The following is a 15,860-nucleotide window of genomic DNA, read 5'->3' on the forward strand; positions in this document are numbered from 1 at the left end:
TATCCAATAGCTGCTAAATCCTGGCTGGATAATTGGACGAACTTATCTACTTTTTTCGAGTATGATGAGCAGGTCCGCAAGACTATTTACACCACTAATCCTATTGAAGGAATGCACCGTCAGGTCCGTAAAATTACGAAAACTAAAGGTGCATTCAGTTCTGAACAGGCTCTTATGAAGTTGATGTTCCTGATTATAAGGGACATCTCTAAAAAGTGGACAATGCCAATACACAACTGGGGCTTGACCATATCCCAACTTTACATTAAATTTGGGGATAGGCTCAAACTTGATAGAGGCTTTTAGATTTTGGTTAATTATCCAATGACACAGTTTGAGTTACACTCCCCATCAATGGATTCGATATAAGTCACGGAATATCCTTGGTCACCTTCCTTCTGGATAGATATCCATTTGAGGACGAGGTAATCTTCTTCTCGGCTAGCACCAAGCCACTGCTCTACTGTACTCCCTAATCTTAGATTTGTTTTGAGCTGATCCTCGGTCAAATATCGTGTCATAAATTGATTGTTCTATTGGTGGAGCCCTATTCCCTTACAATCAACATATACAAATAGGCTCTTTATCACCTTGGTTTTATTATGGTCTTTTATTAATTTAATATAGCTCCTTGGAATAAATGGATCTTTCATTACTATTCGAACCTACACTTAAATCTTTGTTTTAGTCGGGGTTTTTCATAGCCCATGCCTGTATTTCAATGATTACTGGTTTTAGATTTTTTCCTTTCTTTGTTAACGAGTATTCTACCGTGGGTGGTATTGTTGCAAACGCTTTTCTTTTTATTATTTTTTTTGTTTCAAGTTGCTTAAGCTCTTTAACCAACATCCGTGTATTAATACCTGTTACATTTCTTTCGAGTTCTTTAAACCGCATTTTTCCATTCATTAAAGTGTTAATAATGGACATCGTCCATTTTCCCGAGATTAAGTCCATTGCTTCCTGAAATGGGCAAAGTTGGCTTTTATTTTCTTCTTTTGTAGTGTTTGAAATTGCTATTTTACCCATTACTTTACTTTATGTTCCTATATATCAAAATGGTAACTACTTGCAAATTTAAAGTAATTGACTGAACTTTGCAATTAAGAAAATTATAAATTATGTCATTACTAAAAATTGAAAGTCACATTACGAAAAGTCTGGAAAACGTTCAAGGATTGGAAAGTTTTGGTTACAGTCTTTTTTTTTACGGAAACGACCATGTACTTCCATTCGTAAGCATTGCTAAATCAGACAACGAATACGATAGTGTTTCTAATTTAAATCGTGACGGTGTATTCAGAGTGAATATAGGTGTTTCAAAAGAGACATTTAACAGACTATTCAATGATCCTAAAATGGAATGGGATTACACGAAATTAAATTCCTTTATTCCTCACCCTCACTATTCCGCACAACACTTTATTTGTATCCTCAATCCTGTAGAAGAAAAGCTCGAAGAAACTATCAATTTTATATCCGAAGCACACCTAATAGCAAAGGCCCGCTATGATAAAAAATATTCTAACAAGTTGAAAAGGGGAAACCGCATATAAGGGAAGATTACATAAATAAATTACCCGCTTTCTAATAAATTTCGATATAGAAGATTGTGATAATATATTACACGTCTATGGTAAAAGTGATAAAACCAACTTTGTTCTGCATTTTATGAGTAAAATGGGGTTTCAATGTATTCCTATACTCTAACCTACGGAAGCTGAAAAGTTATTACAAAATTGCTATCGGCCGATTTCAATCAAGGTTTGTTCGAAACTAGTTTTTAGGATGATACTTTTCAGGAATCGTTGATTTATTATATTTGAAAAATTATGCCTGCTGTTAAAGCTTAACAAAACAATGAGCATACGCCATAAACAATAAATAGAAAACAAAATGACAAAACTTGATCCAATGATTGCCGTAAAAGATGTTGAAGTGAGTGCTGAATGGTATAGAAACATATTTGGATTCAACATTGTACACGATGGAGACCATTTTTCCGTTCTGACGAATAAGGACAATGAAATTGTGCTTTGCCTGCACGCTTGGGAAAGGGACGGTCACCCAACGATGAAAGACCAAAGTTTAACAGCAGGAAATGGCTTGTTACTTTATTTTAGAACTTCTGATTGGAAGAAAGTGAAGCGTAACCTTGAAGAAATCGAATGGACTGTTGAAGAAGAAATTCACCTAAATAAAAATTCACGCAGACAGGAATTCTCGTTCAGGGACCCCGATGGCTATTTCATAACGGTAACAGAATTTCACATATACGAAGGATAAAAAAACATCATACATCATCAATCTAAATACATTTTTAAACCATGCAAACAACATCAAGAACTTTTAAAATTCCGTTTTATACACTTGTCGTATTCAATATCGCACTCTTAACCGCTTTAAGTTTTATACTACTAAACGGCTCAAATGGATTTATGGACGCTGAAAGGATTAACATTAAAGACAAAACCGGAAAAAACAGAATCGTAATTTCCAATATGGATAATATTCCGCCTCCCATCATCAATGGTAAAACATTTCAAAGGGCAGTTAATCCGGCAGGGATTATTTTTTATGATAAAAACGGTGATGAACGAGGGGGGATTGCCATAACCGATAATGAAACCACAAATTTAAATGCTATAGCTTTAGACTATCAAAATGCCGATGCTATTGGTGTTCTCGCTCAGGATAATAAAGAAGATAGTTATTTTAAAGCCGGTTTGATTATTAATGACAAAGACTTGTCTGGCAAACCAGGTCACAATATTAATAGAATTAACCTGATAACAGAAAACGGAAATGCCGCTCTGATTATGAAAGATGCCAACGAGGTACCAAGAATTATCTTAAAGGTTGACAGTTTAGGGAATCCATCTATCGAAATGTTTGACAAAAATGGAAATCTTAATTGGAAACAATAAAATCATTGTAGTATCAACAAAATAAAAATAAACAAAGAGGGAATCATGGAAGCTGAAAAACAATTTTTTTCAGCTCGGCTTGTGCGTAATATACAACATACGAAGAACTATAAAAAATGAATCATAAGTTGCAATTATGTCACTTCTAAGCAAATGTAAAAAAGCACTACCTAATTTAAAGGAAAATTATTCTCAACAAACTTTACTTGAACTTAGAATTAAAGCGTTACAGATTGCCTTAAATTTGATTGAAAAAGCACAGTTAGAATCAGCAAATAATTGATAAAACAATGCTTCCACCATAATCAAACCGAAAGTATTGACGGAATGTAAAAAAATATGGACGGAAAATTGCACGCAAATCCACCACTACTCATACAGTTTACCGTTAGCGAGCATTAAAAAAAACATACGCCAGAGATTGAAATGGAAATAAACACACACGAGATAAATAATATAAAGATTGCTGAACTTTCATCAGAACAAATCCTTATAAACAACATAGATGATGGACTGAATTTATTAGGAAACGTTTACTATCAAGGATTCGATAAAGTTGTCATTCATCAAAAAAATATTACTCCAGACTTTTTTAAACTCAAAAATCGAATGGCGGGAGAAATCCTTCAAAAATTTTCAACTTATCGTGTTCAATTGGCTATTGTGGGGGATTTTTCGACATTCAACAGCAAGAGCCTAAAAGATTTCATATATGAAAGCAATAAGGGAAACCAAATTAGCTTTGTTTCATCAACGAATGAAGCATTTACAAAATTATCAGGGAAATGAATGTTACAAAGATAGACATAGAAGCAATTATTGCTGAGCAAATGATTCAAATTCCAAAAGGAACAATAGAATTACGTGATGACAGAATAAAAGAAAAATGGACAACAGAGATTAAATCGTTTTTCATTTTAAAATATCCGGTAACACAAGATTTGTATTTAACAGTAACCAATCAAAACCCGAGTACATTTCAAGGCGGCAAGCTCCCGGTTGAAACAGTTTCTTGGATTGATGCAGTAAGTTTTTGTAACGCTCTTTCTGAATCTTTAGGAAAAGATAAATGTTATGAAATTGATTTGGTCACTGAAATTGTAACGCTAAATTCAGAAGCAAATGGATTTCGATTGCCAACAGAAGCAGAGTGGCAATTTGCTTGCCAAGCAGGAACCAAAGACATTAGATATGGAGTATTGAGTGAAATCGCTTGGTTTAAAGAAAACTCCAGTAATCGTACACAAGAAGTCGGACAAAAAATAGCAAACGATTGGGGACTGTACGATATGTTGGGAAATGTTTGGGAATGGTGTACGGATATTTATGATGAAACTGTTTACGGTTCTTATCGTGTATTCCGTGGTGGTGGATGGAGCGACCAAGAAAGAAGTGTTATGGCGACAACTCGAAGAAGAAGCCATCCTTTTTCATTCAAAATTGACGATTTGGGATTTAGAATTGTGAAAAACAAATAAAAAAAGACCGTACCAGACAATATCGAACAGTCAAAATGAACTATCAACAAATATATCCTACAGACCCATTACGAAAACATGTTTGCTACTTTTGGATGTTGGAAGACGATAGTTTAGAATTTTCCGATAAGACTGCACCATATACGAAAAATGGCAGTGCCAATCTTGAAAAATGCTTAGGTATCTTAAGCGAATGGGGCGTCGCCAATAATCATCATAAAATTTTTGATCAATTTCAAGAAGCTGTACGTCGAGGAAGAGTTGGAGATGTTATACCAAGTCGATTTTCATAGAAGTCGTTCTACAATATTTTAAAGGCCACGGGTGTTCTATTCGATTTTAGAACACCTGTTGTTTGTTTAAGACACTAATACCTTCATCTAAATATTCAAAATGTTTCCTCATTATAATAAGATTCCTAAAGCCTGAGAAGAATTCAGCAAATCGAAATTAGTATTCTGAATAATTGTATATTGATTTGAATTTACCTAAATTTATTAAGTAAACTTAAATGAGTTCAGTACAACTGAACTATTTCGTACCTTTGCACTTATATAGCTGTATAAGTTGATATAAGCTATTCGATAAAATGGGACAACAGGATTATATAAAAGATATTGCTCGCTTTGGGTTGGAAAACGACCAGGACAAGCTATTGTCTACGTTGAACGAATTTATCGAGCACAACAAGAACAGTAAAAAGGTAAACTTTGCCCTACAGCTGCAGTCGCTATTGAAAGATAGCATCCGCAAGCAGCAGCATAGCTCGCTGCAAAAGGTGGGATCGCCATCACGCTATCAGCAGACACAGGATAGGGAGACAGACGAGCTTATCCTAGAAAAGCTGACATCAGACTATAATCTAGATAATCTGGTGTGCACGCCATCTGCTAAGGATAAACTGGTCAACTTTCTAGAAGAGCACCGCAACAGCGAACTGCTATCTAAGTATCAACTGCCGATATCGAATAAACTACTGCTCTATGGCCCATCGGGCTGTGGTAAGACGCTGGCCTCGTATGTAATCGCTGGCGAACTGCAAAAGATGATGATCGTAGTCAATCTAGGTGCTATTGTATCGTCCAAACTGGGTGAGACGAGCAAGAACCTAGCGAAGATATTCCGTAAGGCAGCGCAGGAGGATTGTATCATCTTTATCGATGAGTTTGACTCGCTGGGTAAGGTACGCGACTATAGCCAGGATCACGGTGAGATGAAGCGTGTGGTGAATACGATACTGCAGCTCTTCGACTATCTGCCTCAAAGCAGTATGGTGATATGTGCGACGAACCAAAAGGATATGCTGGATGAGGCGCTACTACGTCGATTTGACTTGGCGATATCGCTGGAACTGCCGGATCAGCAACAGATACAGGAGCTGATCAAACTGGTACTGAAAGAGGGGCTGTTTGGATTTGACCGCAAAGTGTCGATGAAAAAGCTTATCGAAGAGGCTCAGGGTCTCTCCTACTATAGTATACAGAAGACGCTGATCAATGCTATAAAGCGGAGCCTCTTTGCAATGAAGGATAAAAAGACTATAAAGCCTACGATCGATACGCAGATATGGTATGATCTGCTGATACAGGAAAAAGAAGCCTTGGCCGTTGAATAAGCCAAGGCTTTTCTTTTTGAACTGTTTTATGCTTCGGCCTCAAGGTCTTGGTGGAGATCAACAATATTATTATTGACCACTTCCAAATTATTTACAACCTTCAATTCATCGTATAGGCTTTGGCCTTGATTCTTTGACGTGTCGGCTATTCGTATAGCCATTGAGAACGCGTGCGTCGGTGTACGCCGTATCCATTCTGTTAGCTCATAATCTAAATTCTCTTTGACGGCAACAGCGGATAACTATAGCTAGCTTATTCCCTATTCTCTCAATATCATTCTTAGCTAAATTGATCCGTAGTTGTGCTTGTCTAGATAGTATACGCTATGGATAGTAGCTCATCTTTAGTCTAGTTAGTCAACCGTATCGCCAAGAGCATAAAAATGCTGCGGATCTGTTGTCCGGATAGGGGTCCGACAATAGACCTGCAGCTTATGAAATAAGGTAAATTGATAATACTACAAAAGGTAATTAATGGGATCAGCTACAGCAAGCTGGACAGGTATTTAATTAAATCATCTCCTTTAAGATTCTTTGCGATAATTTTTCCTGCCGGATCTATCAAGATGTTTTGAGGTATACTGTTAATTTGATAATGAATAGCGACTTCATTTTTCCAACCTTTTAAATCACTTACTTGTGGCCATATTAATCCATCTATCTTAATGGCTTCTATCCAGTCTTTTTCTTTGCCTGGATAATCCAGCGAAATCCCTAATATAGTAAATCCATATTTGTTAAAAGATTGATAGGCAGATAGGAGATTCGGATTTTCGGCTCTGCATGGGCCACACCAGGAAGCCCAAAAATCTACTAACACATATTGTCCTCTAAAATCTGAAAGACTGATCAATCTCCCTGCTGTATCCGGAAGGCTAAAATCAGTTGCTGTAGCTCCGATACAGATTGCTTTATGGTTTTCAATCCTTTTCTTTAGTGTTATGGAAGAAGGGAGTCGCTTTATATCATCCGATATTTTAGCATAGTATTCGTCGAAAACCTGAATGTTAGGCGGGTTTCCTAAGGTTTCTTTTAAAGCTATTAGGCTAAAGTAAGAATATGGGTTATTAGCAATGTAATCGAGTTGGAGTTTATTTTTTAATGCTAGCGCAGGTTTTCGAATCGTTTGTAATTCATAGAAAAACGCTTCTTCTTTCCGCTTAGTTGGACCGGCATCGGTCCATCTTCTATCCACAATGCGCAATAATGAATCTGCTTCGCGTAAGTGTTTTAAGTAGTTGGTATGAAGGCGGTTGATGGTTGATTTTTCTACTAATTGATGAAGTTTCTGTCCTTTCGATACTTTATACGTCTCGTTATCAAGGTAGAATGAGAATCGTGTCGGTTTGGTATGAGCACCAGCATGTAGCTTTAATGTAGCTAATGTAGGTTCCGATACACTGCCAGAGAATTTAAATTTTCCATTTTTAATCTTTACAGAATCAACAATCTCTTTGTCCGTGCTTTTGTAGGACAAATAGGCCATTTTATAACTGCTAGGATCGATACGCACGTCAATGGTATAGTTATGCTGTGCTTGTATAGTGTTATCCTTACAGCAAAATGCTGTAAGGATAATTACGGATGTGATTATTTTAATAACCATTATTTTGTTTCATTAACGAGTTAAAATCCATTTCTTTTAAAGGAATAGGCATGATATATTTGTTTTTATCTTTTAAGTTCTGCAACTTTTCGATCTGCTTAAATCGAATCGAAGCGAACCATTCATGCCCATTTTCCAAAAATAATTCGGCAGTCCAGTGATGAAACAATTCATCAGCAAATTGCTCCATAGTTGTAGCATTAGACTGTTGTTTTAATCGGGTCAAGATCGAATTTAAGGTGGTCTTACATTCTGATAAATCTTTTTTTAACCTCCACTGTGCCTCCGCTTTTATAAGAAATATTTCGGGTAATCTGATCAAATATAGCGTTTCATCAATTTCTTGATTGTTTACGTAATACTTTATTATCGCTTTCGTACGTAGTATAGGATTAGTGCCCATAATGAAAGCTTTTCTTGGATCGCCAGTGAGGAGGCTATCTAGCTTGGGGCCGTACATGACAAAGGGACTAGGTGATACCAAGTAGTTGTTGTACTTCATTTTCATGGTTTTATCGGGAAATCTACCCCAGATAACTTCACTAGAATTCAACCCTTTCTTAAAAGCCTGCTCAAAGCCCGCTTCCAATTTATAGATTGGATTATTGATTACTAGATCCGCATATTCTATGGCTTTATTCAAATCTGAAGCATTATCGTTATCGGCATAAGCCCTAAACAAATAAAACCTACTCATTAATGCTTGCACGGCAGATTTGTTAACATAATGACTTTTTGAAGTGACAGGTATCTCATCCAAAGCTTGATTAAGATCGTTAAGTATGGACGCATACGACTCACTTACTGTACTCCGGGCTTTCTCGTAGCCTGACAATTGTACAAGGGAGTTTCTTAGTATGATGCCATCAGAATGACTTAAACTATCAAATCGACCAAAGTATTTCAAAAGTTCAAAATTTGCATATGCTCTTAAAAACCTTGCAGAGCCAATAATTTCTTTTTTTCTGTCCTCATTTTCAATGGTCAATTCGGGTAATTGCTCTATTATTCCATTAGAGGCACTCACCACACGATATAACCTAGACCAATAGTTACTTACAGTGGCATGATTTGTCGCAATTTCGTTGGTGACAAAACCAGCACCGGTAGATGAGGCCCGTAATAAGCCGGTCATATAGGCACCCATAAACTCAATATGAGCTTCTGGCAATTGCGCATACGTTCCTACCAATGCATTTTCAGCCGTTTGTAAATCGATGATGGCATGATCGCTAGGTAAAGCATGTGGTGGTTCTTGGTCCAGTACATCTGTTAGTGAGCAACTGCTTATAACGAGTAGCGTAAAGAGAAAAGGAATAATCCTTGTAACGTGTAAATATGTAGATTTAAACATGATTTTCAGTTTTTCGAATGATTAAAAATTAAACTTGAGCCCCAAAGTAAAGGATCTTGATGGCGGATATGTACTGCGATCTTCTCCCATGAATATGGATCCCGGATTGCTATTAGCCTCTGGATCTACACCTGGATACTTGGTTAAGGTAAAAAGGTTATTGCCTGATGCATATAATTGGACAGCGTTGAGCCCCCATTTTTCATAGACAGGCTGAGGTATGTTGTAGCTCAACATCAATGTGCTTAATTTCACATAAGAGGCATCATGTACGTAATAGTCAGAAAAACGCTTATTATTATTAGGGTCGCCAATAACCGCACGTGGTCTATCGCTGTTTGTATTACTTGATGACCAATGGTTAAGTACAATTTCTGAATAATTTCTATCGGCAAAAATAGACATCTGGTTTTGGTCTAATCGCCATATTAATTGGTTACCCAAAGAGTAGTTAATCTGCGCAGATAGCTGCCAGTTTTTAATACGGAAACTATTATTTATTCCTCCGAAAAAGTCAGCATTTGCATCACCAATCGGCGCACGGTCCTTATCGTTAATGACTCCATCATTATTTAAATCGATATACTTGAAGTCACCAGGAGCAGTGCCTTTAAGCTGATATAGACCATTAGGTGCTAGTTTGTTAAGGGCATCGATTTCTTCTTGATTTTGGAATATTCCAGCTACTTTGTAGCCATAAAAAGTGCCCAGAGGCTGTCCTTCCATCACTACTGCATCATTTAATGCGCCACGTTGAGCAGGGTTGCTAAACGAATTTCCACCGATTTCCAAGACAATATTTCGGTTTTTAGTCATCACCAGTCCCAGTGTCCACTTAAAATCTTTTTTATCAATTAATAGTCCATTGATTTCTGCCTCCCATCCTTTATTGCTGGTTTTTCCAACATTGGCGACTACTCGATCATAGCCAGAGCTTCCGGGCATATCCACCGTTATTAACAGGCCTGTAGTTACTTTCTTATATAGACCAAATGATCCATAAACCTTATTTTTAAAAAGAGAAAAGTCTAGACCAAGATCCTGTTGCAGTGATTCCTCCCATTTAACTTTATCATTTTTTAACGAAGATGGATAGCTTCCTCCTTGGTTAGCATATTTGGTAGACTCATACAATCCTCTCCATAAATAGTCTCCTATATTTTGTTTACCGGTTTTACCTAGGCTATATCTGGCTTTTAAATCATTAACAAAAGGTAGGTTCTCCATAAATTTTTCTGAAGAAACCCGCCATGCTATAGCACCCGAAGGGAAAAAGCCATATTGATGATCATCGGAAAATTTAGATGAGCCATCTAATCTGGAAGTTAATGTTAAAAGGTATTTTTTTTGATAATCGTAGTTCCCACGGGCAAAATACGATACCAATCCATTCCCGGTAGTATACCCTTGCACATCATAAGGTAATGCTGCACTACTCAAATTATTTAATATAAGATCATCTGGATATCCAGAACCTACAGCAAGATCATAGTCCATTCTATTTTCTTGGAATGAATTTCCTACGATCATATTAACAAAGTGGTCATTCCATTTTTTATGGTACGTTAATGTGTTTTCCCAAATATTATAAGTAGAAGTACGATATCCTCTTGCTCCTGTACCGCTTTCATTTGGATTTTCGTTTGATATACGTATATATCTTGGTGTAAATTGTTTCTGTTGGTAATTGGTAAGACCATAGGTGAGTGACGACTTGAATACTAGATCCTTAGTAACCATAGCTTCAAGATACCCTGTTCCAATAAACCCATAGCTTTTTCCTACATTCGTAGAGGTAGACAGGGCTACCGGATTGACAGTTACCCGGTCCGGCGAGGTGAAGAATGAACCGTCATCATTAAAAATAGGGAAGTCCGGTCTAAACTGATAGGCTATCCTACTAAGCCCCATGGACACATTTGAGTTGCTGTAATTATAATTTAAATTGGTCCCAAATTTCAATTTCGAACTTAGCGAATACTCAATATTAGTTTTGCCAGCAAACCTCTTGAATCCTGAGTTTAGTTCTGTCCCTTTTTGATCCATTACAGACATGGACGTATAATATAAGGTGGATTCGTTACCCCCGCGTACACTCAGGTGTATATTGTTGTTTTTAGCATTTCTGGATATTTCATCTATCCAATCGGTATCAAAATTTCTAAAATACGGTGTTTCTTTGTCAAGGATTTGTTTTGACACCGAATGCGTAGGGTTGTTATTTGCAGCTTCTGTTACGTAAGTGATAAACTGCTCTTTATTTAAAACAATCGGTTGTCGAGCTACACTAAATCCTGTATACGTATCAAATGTAAATTGGGGCTTTTTGCTTTTTATTCCATTTTTAGTTGTTATTATCACTACACCGTTGGCAGCACGTGAACCATATATGGCCGATGCCGATGCATCCTTTAATACATCTATGGATAGCACATCGTCCAAGTTTAGATTACTTATCGGGCTAATACCGCGTTCGAATCCTCCTGCTACTTCACCACCGGATATACTGTTTTTTACATTTGATATGTAAGGTGCATCCGCGGTCATGGGTACTCCATCGATAACGTACAGCGGCTCGTTATCGCCAGTGATGGAAGCCGTACCTCTTATTTGTACTCGGAGTGCACCGCCCGGTTGCCCGTCGGCTTTGGTTACATGCACACCTGATACCCTGCCCATCAGTACATTGTCAACAGTCGCAGCCGGTATATGTTCAATGTCTTTACCACTAATGCTGGATACTGCTCCGGTTAGGTCTTTTTTAGCAACTCTACCGTAACCAACACTTACAGCTACTTCATCCAGAAGTTGTTGGCTTTGCTGCAACTGCACTTTGAGATTGTCCCTTGCTGAGATTTCATTAGTATCGTAGCCTAAATAGCTGATTTGTAAGATCACACCAGCTGACACATTTTTTAAGGTAAAATATCCAGCTTCATCCGTCTTTACAGCCTGGCTTTGCCCTTTTATTGTGATTGTCGCCCCAACTAGCGGTTCCCCATTTTTGCCCAACACCTGTCCTCGGATTGACTGTTGATCCGTAGATTTAGATGGAGAATCGCCCTTCAGTTTGTATACAACAATTTTATCCTTTATGGTATAGGTCAGGTTCGTGTTCTTAAATGCAGCTTCCAAAGCATCGGTAAGACTGGCGTTTTGTAAATTAATATTTTGGATGATTAGATCTTTATTTATGAGATTGCTATCACCAACAAATCCTACGCCGGCCTGTTTACTAATTTTGTTAAGCACAGTTTCGAGACTCGTCTTTTGTTCCCTTAAACTGATTTTTTGCGCCAAGGCGTTTGTGTTTGACTGCAAGATCAATGCTGTCAATAGTAATGAGCTACTTTTTGCGATCAGATTGGCACATTTCTGACGTCCCAAAAAGATACTTCTTCTTGATAAGTGTTTCAAAATTTTAAAAGTTAAATTATAAATTGGATGTTTTATTTAGTAATGCTTAAGATCTTATCTTCCAACTTGTAGTTAAATGTTTGGCTTTCCTGTAAAGCCTTTAAAAATGTGATTAGATCTGCTGTTTTAGGTACAGCTCCAGTAAATTTTAAATCTTTAAGAGAAGGGTCTACAAAAACTTTTACATCGTACTGACGTTGGATCTGTTCGAATATCTGCCTAAGTGATTCCTTTTCAAATAATATGAATCCCGCGTCTAGCAGCGCGAGTTTATCCATATCCACTGTTTCTTTTTTATACGATTCCGTATTATTATTTAATAAACACGATTCACCGGGATTTAGGTATTCCGTTTGCCCAGAATTTCGAAAAGATAGCTGGACCTTTCCATTAAATAAAACAGTTTTTGTGAAACGGTCATCAGCATACGCTGAAACATTAAATTTTGTACCCAACACTTTGATGGTTTGATGTTTTGTATTCACAATAAAAGGAATATTGGATAGATGCTTCACATCAAAACGAGCATCACCCTGAAGTTGTACAACACGATTATTAATGAAATCAGAGGCAAGTACGATACTACTTTCTGCATTAAGATTTATTTCAGATCCGTCTACTAACACGATAGATTGTGATGCACCTCTAGGTATATGGATGCTAATGGGTTTATTTCCCTGTCCAGTTTTCGTATTCAACTCATATTTCCACTTATTATTTTTTAATCTAGAAACACGAATACCGTCATTAATAAATTCCTGTTGACTGGTATCAATACGTATAATTTTCCCATCAGGCATGGTAATAACGGCGATATCTTGATGGCCATTGATATGTATTACCTTAACGTTATCATGCTTTACGTTGGTTTTATAAAGGTATGTTAGTAAGGTAAATGTACAAGCTAACAGCACCATAGCTGCTGACAGAAATTTAAATAAGCGGATGGATTTCTTTTTTTCGGGAATTAGTTTCGTTGGAGCATGAACTTTCTCTTCTATTTTATCGAATAGCGTATCGCTGTAAACCGTTTTTTCCCCTTCTGTAAATCGGTTAGTGTATGCAGGCAGTCGATCTAATAAATCGTAAAAATCGAATAACTCATCGCACTCTTCAGTAGATAATGTATTCTTTCTAAAATTCTCTGTCAAATATTTCAGTCTCTCTTCAGTCATAATTTATGTAATACATAAATAGGACGCACAAATTCATGAAAACCGCTATTCTATTTTAGAAAAAATATTAGAAGAGGTCCAATTATCTCAAAACTATGGTTTCCTAAGTGTTCTTTTAAAATAGCTTTTGCTTTTGCAATATGTTTTTCAACAGTACTTATCGATATCCCTAACTGATCTGCTACTTGTTGATTTGATAAATTATCAAAGCGACTTAAGGTATAGGCAATTCTTGCTTTCGCAGGGATTAAATCTATAGACTTTTTAATTTTATCACTCAATTCTTTAACCTTTAGTTCAGCTTCTGGTGTACTATGATTTATTGTATTCTCAATTTTTAAACTCTCTAAGTAACGTTTATGCATAATATCACTTCTTACAGAAGATAATATTCTGTTGCGTAAAGATGTTTTTAGGTAATTTTCAAATGATGTATGTATAACCAGTTCGTTACGTTTGATAAATATATTTACAAACAGATCTTGAAGTATTTCTTCTGAAGTCGAAATGGACCCGGTTCTTTTATAAGCTATATCAAGGAGAGTTGACCAATATTTATCATATAGTTCACGGAAAATGAGCGGATCATCTGATTTTAGACGTAATATAGTTAGTTCATCATCTTTACTCAACATAAATTTGATAATATAGGAGTTACTTATGCGTTGATCTGCAAATGTGGGCAAAATTTTTGAAAGAGATTCAATTACATGCTAAAAATGACTTTTATACTCTAAAAATACATAAGCGTTTTCGTTTCTACATAAAGTCTCAATAAAATTCAATCTCAAAACATCAGATAATGTTTTTCGTTCATATATAACAATGTTTTCTTTAAGCGTTATATATCAGAATGATATATAGGTATGGATGCAGGAGAAATCGGGTTTGTAGATCTTTTTATTATGAAAATAGTTATTCACAATATGGTCAGCAGTCGTTGTAAGATGCTTGTGAAATCAGAGTTGGACAAATTGGGTATTTCCTACAAGTCCATAGAGCTGGGGAAGTGAAAATAGTAAAACCCATTAGCAAAGTACAGCGGAGCATGCTTAATGAAGCCTTAGTATCCTCAGGTCTCGAATTATTAGAAGACACGACTAAACAACTAATCTCTTTAAAAGAATCAGCTGATACAAATGCAATAATAGAACTTGCACTTTGGCAATCAATTTTAATTACCTACGGAAAGTGTTTCACAGAAAATAAGGCAGGATTTTCAAAACTTTAGAAATCCCAATTTGAACAACATGATAAGAAGTATCAATTGTTACATGAACATTTAATGGAATTAAGACATTCGTATATTGCACATCGTGATGATACCGTACATGAGCAAGCTGAGGTTTTCATCAAGGTATCCAAAACTGGCTATATGTTAGATAGAGACACGGAAGATGTAATTATATCAAGGAAATTAGCAAGCCCAAGAGTAACTGATCTTAAGCTACTGATAGAATTATTAGACTTGCTGATAACAGAAGTGACAATAAAAATTCAGAAAAATGGAGATAAGGCTCATAATGCTTTCTTAAAAAACTACCTGCCCGATCAAGCAATGAGCTTTTTGGTAAATAATATGAAGTTTGAGCAGTCCTTATATTAACTTGTGATCCATCAGGGTGAGTTTTGGGTTGGCTTTCATTTGCTTTTTCCAACTGAGAACCGGTATACATCGATACTACTATAAAGAATGTATAAGTTGCTTTGCTTTGTCTGCTAATAATACTCCTGTTTGCTACTGGTAGGTTTGTCGGGGTTGTATACTATTTTGCTTTCCTATTCTTAAAGCTAACAGTGGTTTTGGACTTGTTCGGTGACTTGCTCGCTTGATGGCTCTTGACACGGTAACCTACGCAAATAATGACGTCGAGATTGTAGTATTTCACCTCGCGTTCTTAAGTTTTATCTTCGATTGCACCATTTTGAGTGGTATGTCGGAAATTCCGACATACCACTGCTTCCTCAAGTTCGCCCTCCTCAAAAGATATGTTTGATATGCTCTGTAAACGTGGTTCTTCCACCTTTGAAAGAGGTATACAAAATATCTAACGTAATTGTCGCCATGGTGTGGCGACAATCTATCTGCCGTAGTTTTGTTATTTGCAGTGCCATTCGGGGGGCTCTTTACCATGAGCAAAACCAATATAACAGTATAGTATACTCATTGTGTCTTGTAGGGATAATAATGGTCAGACTCTACTATTTTAATCTCTTCTTTGCTATTTAAACTCAAAAAACTACCTTTACAAAAAAAACACAACAACCTGATTATTAATATATTATTA

At 36.5% G+C, this 15,860-nt stretch carries 18 protein-coding genes; 10 read left to right on the forward strand and 8 right to left on the reverse strand.

Translation table 11 applies throughout. The annotated features are described in order from the left end of the window. The coding region (locus tag B5X76_RS12295; RefSeq protein WP_139375292.1) for a transposase at window positions 1–306 on the forward strand (306 nt) is incomplete at its 5' end. An 11-nt stretch (window positions 307–317) separates the two neighbouring features. Here B5X76_RS12295 and B5X76_RS21695 read toward each other — a convergent pair. Then, window positions 318–521, reverse strand: a complete 204-nt coding sequence (locus B5X76_RS21695; RefSeq protein ID WP_139375293.1) for a hypothetical protein — start codon at window positions 519–521, stop codon at window positions 318–320. Window positions 522–684: 163 nt separating this feature from the next. Beyond that, on the reverse strand, window positions 685–1,029 hold the full coding sequence (locus B5X76_RS12300) for a winged helix-turn-helix transcriptional regulator (protein ID WP_079643415.1): 345 nt from the start codon (window positions 1,027–1,029) through the stop codon (window positions 685–687). A 92-nt stretch (window positions 1,030–1,121) separates the two neighbouring features. Between B5X76_RS12300 and B5X76_RS12305 the strand changes: the two genes are divergently transcribed. The 7 genes from B5X76_RS12305 (at window position 1,122) to B5X76_RS12335 (ending at window position 6,020) form a co-directional block, all read left to right on the forward strand. Next, window positions 1,122–1,556, forward strand: a complete 435-nt coding sequence (locus B5X76_RS12305) for a DUF6194 family protein (RefSeq protein ID WP_079643416.1) — start codon at window positions 1,122–1,124, stop codon at window positions 1,554–1,556. Between the two features lie 340 nt (window positions 1,557–1,896). Then, window positions 1,897–2,286 (forward strand): VOC family protein, encoded by a 390-nt coding sequence (locus tag B5X76_RS12310; protein WP_079643417.1) that lies wholly within the window; start codon window positions 1,897–1,899, stop codon window positions 2,284–2,286. A 41-nt stretch (window positions 2,287–2,327) separates the two neighbouring features. Continuing rightward, entirely contained in the window at window positions 2,328–2,927 is a 600-nt protein-coding gene (locus B5X76_RS12315) for a hypothetical protein (RefSeq protein WP_079643418.1), read from the forward strand. A 426-nt stretch (window positions 2,928–3,353) separates the two neighbouring features. Beyond that, the gene (locus tag B5X76_RS12320; protein ID WP_079643419.1) at window positions 3,354–3,716 is read left to right on the forward strand and encodes a DUF4180 domain-containing protein; all 363 of its coding nucleotides are present in this window, start codon (window positions 3,354–3,356) and stop codon (window positions 3,714–3,716) included. Next, entirely contained in the window at window positions 3,713–4,405 is a 693-nt protein-coding gene (locus tag B5X76_RS12325; RefSeq protein WP_079643420.1) for a formylglycine-generating enzyme family protein, read from the forward strand. Before B5X76_RS12320 ends, B5X76_RS12325 begins: the two co-directional genes overlap by 4 nt. 35 nt (window positions 4,406–4,440) lie before the next feature. Next, on the forward strand, window positions 4,441–4,698 hold the full coding sequence (locus B5X76_RS12330; RefSeq protein ID WP_139375294.1) for a hypothetical protein: 258 nt from the start codon (window positions 4,441–4,443) through the stop codon (window positions 4,696–4,698). A gap of 296 nt (window positions 4,699–4,994) precedes the next feature. Beyond that, the gene (locus B5X76_RS12335; RefSeq protein WP_079643422.1) at window positions 4,995–6,020 is read left to right on the forward strand and encodes an AAA family ATPase; all 1,026 of its coding nucleotides are present in this window, start codon (window positions 4,995–4,997) and stop codon (window positions 6,018–6,020) included. Window positions 6,021–6,046: 26 nt separating this feature from the next. Here B5X76_RS12335 and B5X76_RS22360 read toward each other — a convergent pair whose 3' ends face one another. The 6 genes from B5X76_RS22360 to B5X76_RS12360 all read right to left on the reverse strand — a co-directional run bounded on the left by B5X76_RS22360 (window position 6,047) and on the right by B5X76_RS12360 (window position 14,207). Beyond that, window positions 6,047–6,181 carry a hypothetical protein gene (locus B5X76_RS22360; protein WP_262507908.1) on the reverse strand — a complete coding sequence of 45 codons (135 nt, stop codon included), beginning with the start codon at window positions 6,179–6,181 and terminating at the stop codon, window positions 6,047–6,049. 323 nt (window positions 6,182–6,504) lie between these two features. Continuing rightward, window positions 6,505–7,626 carry a TlpA disulfide reductase family protein gene (locus B5X76_RS12340; protein ID WP_079643423.1) on the reverse strand — a complete coding sequence of 374 codons (1,122 nt, stop codon included), beginning with the start codon at window positions 7,624–7,626 and terminating at the stop codon, window positions 6,505–6,507. Then, window positions 7,616–8,980, reverse strand: a complete 1,365-nt coding sequence (locus tag B5X76_RS12345) for a RagB/SusD family nutrient uptake outer membrane protein (RefSeq protein WP_079643424.1) — start codon at window positions 8,978–8,980, stop codon at window positions 7,616–7,618. Before B5X76_RS12345 ends, B5X76_RS12340 begins: the two co-directional genes overlap by 11 nt. 21 nt (window positions 8,981–9,001) lie before the next feature. Then, window positions 9,002–12,397: a TonB-dependent receptor gene (locus B5X76_RS12350; protein WP_176141052.1), complete on the reverse strand. Its 3,396-nt coding sequence runs from the start codon at window positions 12,395–12,397 to the stop codon at window positions 9,002–9,004. Between the two features lie 32 nt (window positions 12,398–12,429). After that, a complete protein-coding gene (locus B5X76_RS12355; protein ID WP_079643426.1) occupies window positions 12,430–13,572 on the reverse strand; it encodes a FecR family protein in 1,143 nt (380 codons plus the stop codon). Window positions 13,573–13,622: 50 nt separating this feature from the next. After that, window positions 13,623–14,207: an RNA polymerase sigma factor gene (locus B5X76_RS12360; RefSeq protein WP_139375295.1), complete on the reverse strand. Its 585-nt coding sequence runs from the start codon at window positions 14,205–14,207 to the stop codon at window positions 13,623–13,625. A gap of 374 nt (window positions 14,208–14,581) precedes the next feature. On the opposite strand from B5X76_RS12360, the gene B5X76_RS21980 reads away from it, so the two are divergent. After that, complete coding sequence (locus tag B5X76_RS21980) at window positions 14,582–14,803, forward strand: hypothetical protein (RefSeq protein ID WP_176141053.1); 222 nt, start codon at window positions 14,582–14,584, stop codon at window positions 14,801–14,803. A gap of 54 nt (window positions 14,804–14,857) precedes the next feature. Further along, window positions 14,858–15,178, forward strand: coding sequence for a hypothetical protein (locus tag B5X76_RS12370; RefSeq protein WP_079643429.1), 321 nt, complete (start codon window positions 14,858–14,860; stop codon window positions 15,176–15,178). Window positions 15,179–15,860: the final 682 nt, after the last annotated feature.

This window comes from Sphingobacterium nematocida (assembly GCF_900168125.1).
Lineage (GTDB): Bacteria > Bacteroidota > Bacteroidia > Sphingobacteriales > Sphingobacteriaceae > Sphingobacterium > Sphingobacterium nematocida.

What these genes read in the sequence shown, in the direction of transcription:
- B5X76_RS21695 (WP_139375293.1), bottom strand. Translation starts at nt 521, where the DNA reads ATGACACGATATTTGACCGAGGATCAGCTCAAAACAAATCTAAGATTA.
- B5X76_RS12300 (WP_079643415.1), bottom strand. Translation starts at nt 1,029, where the DNA reads ATGGGTAAAATAGCAATTTCAAACACTACAAAAGAAGAAAATAAAAGC.
- B5X76_RS12305 (WP_079643416.1), top strand. Translation starts at nt 1,122, where the DNA reads ATGTCATTACTAAAAATTGAAAGTCACATTACGAAAAGTCTGGAAAAC.
- B5X76_RS12310 (WP_079643417.1), top strand. Translation starts at nt 1,897, where the DNA reads ATGACAAAACTTGATCCAATGATTGCCGTAAAAGATGTTGAAGTGAGT.
- B5X76_RS12315 (WP_079643418.1), top strand. Translation starts at nt 2,328, where the DNA reads ATGCAAACAACATCAAGAACTTTTAAAATTCCGTTTTATACACTTGTC.
- B5X76_RS12320 (WP_079643419.1), top strand. Translation starts at nt 3,354, where the DNA reads ATGGAAATAAACACACACGAGATAAATAATATAAAGATTGCTGAACTT.
- B5X76_RS12325 (WP_079643420.1), top strand. Translation starts at nt 3,713, where the DNA reads ATGAATGTTACAAAGATAGACATAGAAGCAATTATTGCTGAGCAAATG.
- B5X76_RS12330 (WP_139375294.1), top strand. Translation starts at nt 4,441, where the DNA reads ATGAACTATCAACAAATATATCCTACAGACCCATTACGAAAACATGTT.
- B5X76_RS12335 (WP_079643422.1), top strand. Translation starts at nt 4,995, where the DNA reads ATGGGACAACAGGATTATATAAAAGATATTGCTCGCTTTGGGTTGGAA.
- B5X76_RS22360 (WP_262507908.1), bottom strand. Translation starts at nt 6,181, where the DNA reads ATGGCTATACGAATAGCCGACACGTCAAAGAATCAAGGCCAAAGCCTA.
- B5X76_RS12340 (WP_079643423.1), bottom strand. Translation starts at nt 7,626, where the DNA reads ATGGTTATTAAAATAATCACATCCGTAATTATCCTTACAGCATTTTGC.
- B5X76_RS12345 (WP_079643424.1), bottom strand. Translation starts at nt 8,980, where the DNA reads ATGTTTAAATCTACATATTTACACGTTACAAGGATTATTCCTTTTCTC.
- B5X76_RS12355 (WP_079643426.1), bottom strand. Translation starts at nt 13,572, where the DNA reads ATGACTGAAGAGAGACTGAAATATTTGACAGAGAATTTTAGAAAGAAT.
- B5X76_RS12360 (WP_139375295.1), bottom strand. Translation starts at nt 14,207, where the DNA reads ATGTTGAGTAAAGATGATGAACTAACTATATTACGTCTAAAATCAGAT.
- B5X76_RS12370 (WP_079643429.1), top strand. Translation starts at nt 14,858, where the DNA reads ATGGAATTAAGACATTCGTATATTGCACATCGTGATGATACCGTACAT.